The 4657-nt window shown below is 75.0% G+C and carries 6 protein-coding genes; 2 read left to right on the top strand and 4 right to left on the bottom strand.

Features of this window, described 5'->3' with window-relative positions:
- Positions 1 to 117: 117 nt before the first annotated feature.
- A complete protein-coding gene (locus GTW08_RS18335; RefSeq protein WP_073575318.1) occupies positions 118 to 1059 on the top strand; it encodes a 2Fe-2S iron-sulfur cluster-binding protein in 942 nt (313 codons plus the stop codon).
- Here the strand turns inward: GTW08_RS18335 and GTW08_RS18330 are convergent.
- Positions 1010 to 1612 carry a TetR family transcriptional regulator gene (locus GTW08_RS18330; RefSeq protein ID WP_161152273.1) on the bottom strand — a complete coding sequence of 201 codons (603 nt, stop codon included), beginning with the start codon at positions 1610 to 1612 and terminating at the stop codon, positions 1010 to 1012. The two genes, GTW08_RS18335 and GTW08_RS18330, sit on opposite strands and share 50 nt — an antisense overlap.
- An 11-nt stretch (positions 1613 to 1623) precedes the next feature.
- Positions 1624 to 2169, bottom strand: coding sequence for a pyridoxamine 5'-phosphate oxidase family protein (locus tag GTW08_RS18325; protein ID WP_161152272.1), 546 nt, complete (start codon positions 2167 to 2169; stop codon positions 1624 to 1626).
- 96 nt (positions 2170 to 2265) lie between these two features.
- Between GTW08_RS18325 and GTW08_RS18320 the strand changes: the two genes are divergently transcribed.
- A complete protein-coding gene (locus tag GTW08_RS18320; protein ID WP_161152271.1) occupies positions 2266 to 3177 on the top strand; it encodes an SDR family oxidoreductase in 912 nt (303 codons plus the stop codon).
- Between the two features lie 3 nt (positions 3178 to 3180).
- Here the strand turns inward: GTW08_RS18320 and GTW08_RS18315 are convergent, their stop codons facing one another.
- Positions 3181 to 4413, bottom strand: coding sequence for an MFS transporter (locus GTW08_RS18315; RefSeq protein ID WP_346009928.1), 1233 nt, complete (start codon positions 4411 to 4413; stop codon positions 3181 to 3183).
- Between the two features lie 63 nt (positions 4414 to 4476).
- Positions 4477 to 4657, bottom strand: a 181-nt coding sequence (locus tag GTW08_RS18310; protein ID WP_202417360.1) for a hypothetical protein, incomplete at its 5' end; no start/stop codon positions are given.

Genomic DNA, 4657 nt, shown 5'->3' with positions numbered 1-4657 from the left:
GGCGAGGGCGTCGCCGCCCTGCACCGCACGAACGGGGCCGGCGCGGTCGGCGTGACCGTCGCCGACCCGGCGGGCTCCGGTCCCGGACCGGCCGAACGGCTCGCCGGCGGCCCGGTGATGCTCGGCGCGATCCGGCGCACCGTCACCGTCTCCCTGGACGGCACCGAGGTCCGTGTCCCGGAGGACGCGACGATCCTCGACGCCCTGCACCGCGAGGGTTCCCCCGCCCAGGCCGACACCCCCACCCTGTGCTGGGCGCCGAACATGGACCCGATCAACGCCTGCCGGGTCTGCGTGGTCGAGGTCGAGGGCTCCCGCGCGCTGGTGCCCTCCTGCGCGCGGCGCTGCGAGGACGGCATGGAGGTGCGGACCGACACCGACAAGGTCCGGCACAGCCGCCGGATGGTCCTCGAACTGCTGGCGTCGTCGGTGGACATGACCCAGGCGAGCGCCGACGTGGCGCGCTGGATGACCGACTACGGCGTCGACCCCGACCGCTACGGTCCGCCCGCGCCGCCGGCCGCGGCGGGGGAGCGCGACCGCCGCCACGCCGGGCACCACCCGGCCCCCGACGGCGCGACCCGGGCGACGGTCGCCCAGCCCGTGAAGATCGACAACGAACTCTACGTGCGGGACTACTCGCGGTGCATCATGTGCTACAAGTGCGTCAACGCCTGCGGGACCGACGCCCAGTTCACGTTCGCGATCGCCGCCGCGGGCCGCGGGTTCGACGCCCGCATCGCCACCGAGCACGACGTCGAGCTGCCCGGGTCGGCCTGCGTCTACTGCGGCAACTGCATCGGGGTCTGCCCGACCGGGGCGCTGAAGTCCGTCGCCGAGCACGACCGCCGCGAGGCAGGCGACTGGCACCCCGACGAGGAGACCGTCACGACGACGATCTGCTCGTTCTGCGGGGTCGGCTGCAACCTGGAGCTGCACGTGCAGCGGGGCGAGATCGTCAACGTCACCAGCCCGGCGGACCACTCGGTCACCCACGGGCACCTGTGCATCAAGGGCCGGTTCGGGTTCCGGCACGTGCAGAACCTGCCGGAGGCGTGAGCACCGCGGACACGAACCGGGTCAGCTCCCGCTCCACGTGCTCGGCCACCGGCAGCCGGGGGTCGAAGCTCCACCACAGCAGGGTGCCCTGCCAGTGGGTCGCCAGGAGCGCGCCGGCGCCGTCCGGGGCGCCCGGGGTGCCGGCCAGGCACGCGTCGAGGACGTCGGTGAGCGCCTGCCGCCAGGCGGCGCCCCGTCGTCGTACGTCGGGGTCGAGGAGGTCCTCGCGCAGGACCAGCAGCGCGTCGGCGTAGCTGTCGATCCCGCCGTACTGCCCCGACAGCCCGACCAGGAACGCGACGGCGCCCTCCGGCGTGCGCTCCGCCTCGGCCCCGCTCCGGGCGGTCTCGCGGTCGAGCCGGTCCCACGCGTGCAGCAGGGTCCGGCGCAGCAGGTCGGACTTCCCGCCGAAGCGCTGCACGAGCGTCGCCGGGGCGAGCCCGCTCGCCCCGGCGAGCGCGGCGAAGGTGAGCGCCTGCGGACCGCGGGCGTGCAGCACGTCGAGGGCGGCGTCGAGGACGTCCGCGTCGGGGACCTGCTTGCGACGGGGCACGGCTCACCCTCTCAGGCGGGCGGCGCCGTCGACGCCGCGGACCCGGCGAGGCCGGCCGGGTCGGGGCTGTAGGCGACCATCCAGGTCGGCTCGATCCGGTAGAAGACGACCTCGTCCCAGACGAACCCCTCCGGTCCGTAGCAGCGCTGCAGGTGGTCGAGGGTCGCGGGCCACCGGGGGTGCGCGGGCGCGCCGGCCGGGTTGAGCGGGTGCGCGGTCCCGTGCGTGAAGATCCCGAGGTCGTCGCCGCGCAGGTGGGCGGCGCTCACCGCGGGGCGGTCCGCGAGGTGACGTGCCTTCACGGCGCCGGGGTCGGTGCCGACGACCCACGCGCCGTGCAGGAAGTGTCCGTCCACACCACTGACCCGGGGCTCGCCGCGCCGCGTGGTGGTGGCCAGCGCCAGGGTGCAGATCCCGGTGGCGACCCGGACGAGCTGCTCGGCGGTCAGCGTCCGCTCCCCGGGGGTGACGATGCTGCGCAGGTGGTCCCCGGCTCCGGAGACGGAGGCGTCCAGCAGCCGCTGGAGGTCGGTGATCTCGGTGGTCGTCTCGAACATGCCGGCAGTCGGTCCCCTCGTCGGCTCGGATCGGCTCCGGCGAACATAACCGAATGCTCGTTTACAAACAATCCGGTCCGTGCGACGCTGGCCGGTATGACGGACCTGAGGGACAGGGTGGCGCTGGTGGCGGGCGCGACGCGCGGCGCCGGGCGGGGGATCGCGGTCGAGCTGGGCGCGGCCGGCGCGGTCGTGTACTGCACCGGCCGCAGTACCCGCGCGGCCCGGTCGGAGTACGACCGGCCGGAGACGATCGAGGACACCGCCGATCTCGTCACCGCCGCGGGCGGCACCGGCATCGCGGTGCCCACCGACCACCTCGACCCCGGAGCGGTCGGGGCGCTGGTGACGCGGGTCGAGCGCGACCACGGCCGGCTCGACGTGCTGGTCAACGACATCTGGGGCGGCGAGATGATGGTCTCGTGGGACGTCCCGGTCTGGGAGCACGACCTGGACAACGGGCTGCGCACGCTGCGCCTGGCGGTCGAGACCCACCTCGTCACCGCCCACCACGCCCTGGGGCTGCTCTCCCGCACACCCGGAGGCCTCGTCGTCGAGGTCACCGACGGCACCGAGGCCTACAACGCCGAGCACTACCGGCTCAACGTCTTCTACGACCTGGCCAAGATCGCGCCCATCCGGCTGGCCCGGTCCTGGGCGCACGAGCTGCGCGGGCACGGTGGGACCGCGGTCGCCGTCACCCCGGGCTGGCTGCGCTCGGAGATCATGCTGGAGCAGTTCGGGGTCACCGCCGACACCTGGCGTGACGCGTGCGTGGCCGAGCCGCACTTCGCGATCTCGGAGAGCCCGCGGTTCGTCGGCCGCGGGATCGCCGCGCTGGCCGCCGACCCCGACCGGCACCGCTGGAACGGCCGCTCCACCTCCTCGGGCGAGCTCGGGCGGGTCTACGGGGTCGACGACGTCGACGGGTCCCGGCCCGACGCCTGGCGCTACGTCACCGAGGTCCAGGACGCGGGACTGCCCGCCGACACGACCGGTTACCGGTGAGGCTCACACGGACGCGCGCGCGTCGCGCCGCTGGATGACCAGCAGCGCCGCCAGCGCCAGCAGCGCGAGCACCGCGGCCGCGACGCAGAACACGATCCCCGCGATCCGCAGTCCCCACGCCTGGCTCGACGCCCCCAGCCCGACGACCGGCAGCGAGATCGCCACGTAGACCACCACGAAGTACGACGACGTCGTCCCCGCCCGCTGGTGGGCCTCCACCCGCGCGTTCACCGCGGCCAGGCCCTTGGAGAACGTCATGCCCTGACCGGCCCCGGCGACCACCGCGCCGGCCACCAGCTCGGCCATCGACCCCTGCGCCACCGACAGTGCGACGAGCGCGAGACCGGCCGCCAGCAGCACACAGCCCAGGGCAAGGACCCGCTCGGTGGGCGCGGTGCGGACCGCGAGCTGCGCGAGCACCGAGGCGCCCAGCAGCAGCAGCGACATCGCCCCGGCGACGGCATGGTTCGGGATGCCGATCAGGTCCGACACGATCCGCGGAGACAGCGCGGTGAACAGACCCAGCACCGCGAACCCGGCGAACCCGGCCGTCGCCGCCGGCACGAACACGGCGCGCACCGCGGGCGGCACCTCGGGGACCTGCGGCCGCAAGGCCGGGTGCGCGGGCCGGTCGGTCACCGTCTCCGGGGCGCCCAGCACGAGCAGCCCGCACAGCGCGACGGCGACCGCGTGCCCCGCGAAGGACAGGTGCAGCGGCGCGGGCAGGTACTCCACGGCCACCCCGGCGAGCGCCGCGCCCAGCCCGAGCCCGCCGATGTTCGCGACGGTCGCGACCGCGGCCCCGCGTTCGCGCCAGGACTCCGGTGCGGCCTCGATGACCGCGGCGGTCGCCGCACCCGCGAAGATCCCGGCCGAGAAGCCGGACAGCAGCCGACCCACCAGCAGCACCCACACCGGACCCGCGACCAGGAACACCAGGCTCGACGCCAGCGACAGCGCCACCCCGGCCAGCAGCACCGGTCGCCGCCCCAGCTGGTCCGACCACCGGCCGGTGACCAGCAGCGCGGCGAGCACACCGACCGCGTAGAGCGCGAAGATCACGGTCTGGACGGTGGGGGAGAACCCGAGCTCGCGCTGGTAGAGCGCGTACATCGGGGTCGGCATCGTCGCCCCGAGCATGACCACGGCGAACGTCACGGCCAGGCAGGCGAAGGCGGCGGCCCGAGGCAGGCGGAGGATGGCGGGACCCCTTCCGGAGGACGTTGCACGGTGCACCGGCCATGATCGCAGCCGGCCGGTGCGACGGCATCCGCACCTGCGCCGCCCCCGGCCGGACGGTCAGGGGCGGCGCAGGACGTGCAGGTCCACCCCGCCCGGCAGTCTGCCGGATGTGACCGTCCAGGTCTCCCGGGCCGCGTCGAGCCAGCGCGGCGCCTCGGGGCGCCCCGGGTCGGCCAGCCACACCTGCCCGTCCGGGCCGGTCACCCGCGGCAGCAGCGCGGTGAGCGCGTCCGCGGCG

Source organism: Pseudonocardia sp. SID8383 (assembly GCF_009864975.1).
Taxonomy (GTDB): Bacteria; Actinomycetota; Actinomycetes; order Mycobacteriales; family Pseudonocardiaceae; genus Pseudonocardia; species Pseudonocardia alni.
Note: the sequence above shows the minus strand (reverse complement) of the source record. Positions and strands in the feature narration are given on the sequence as shown.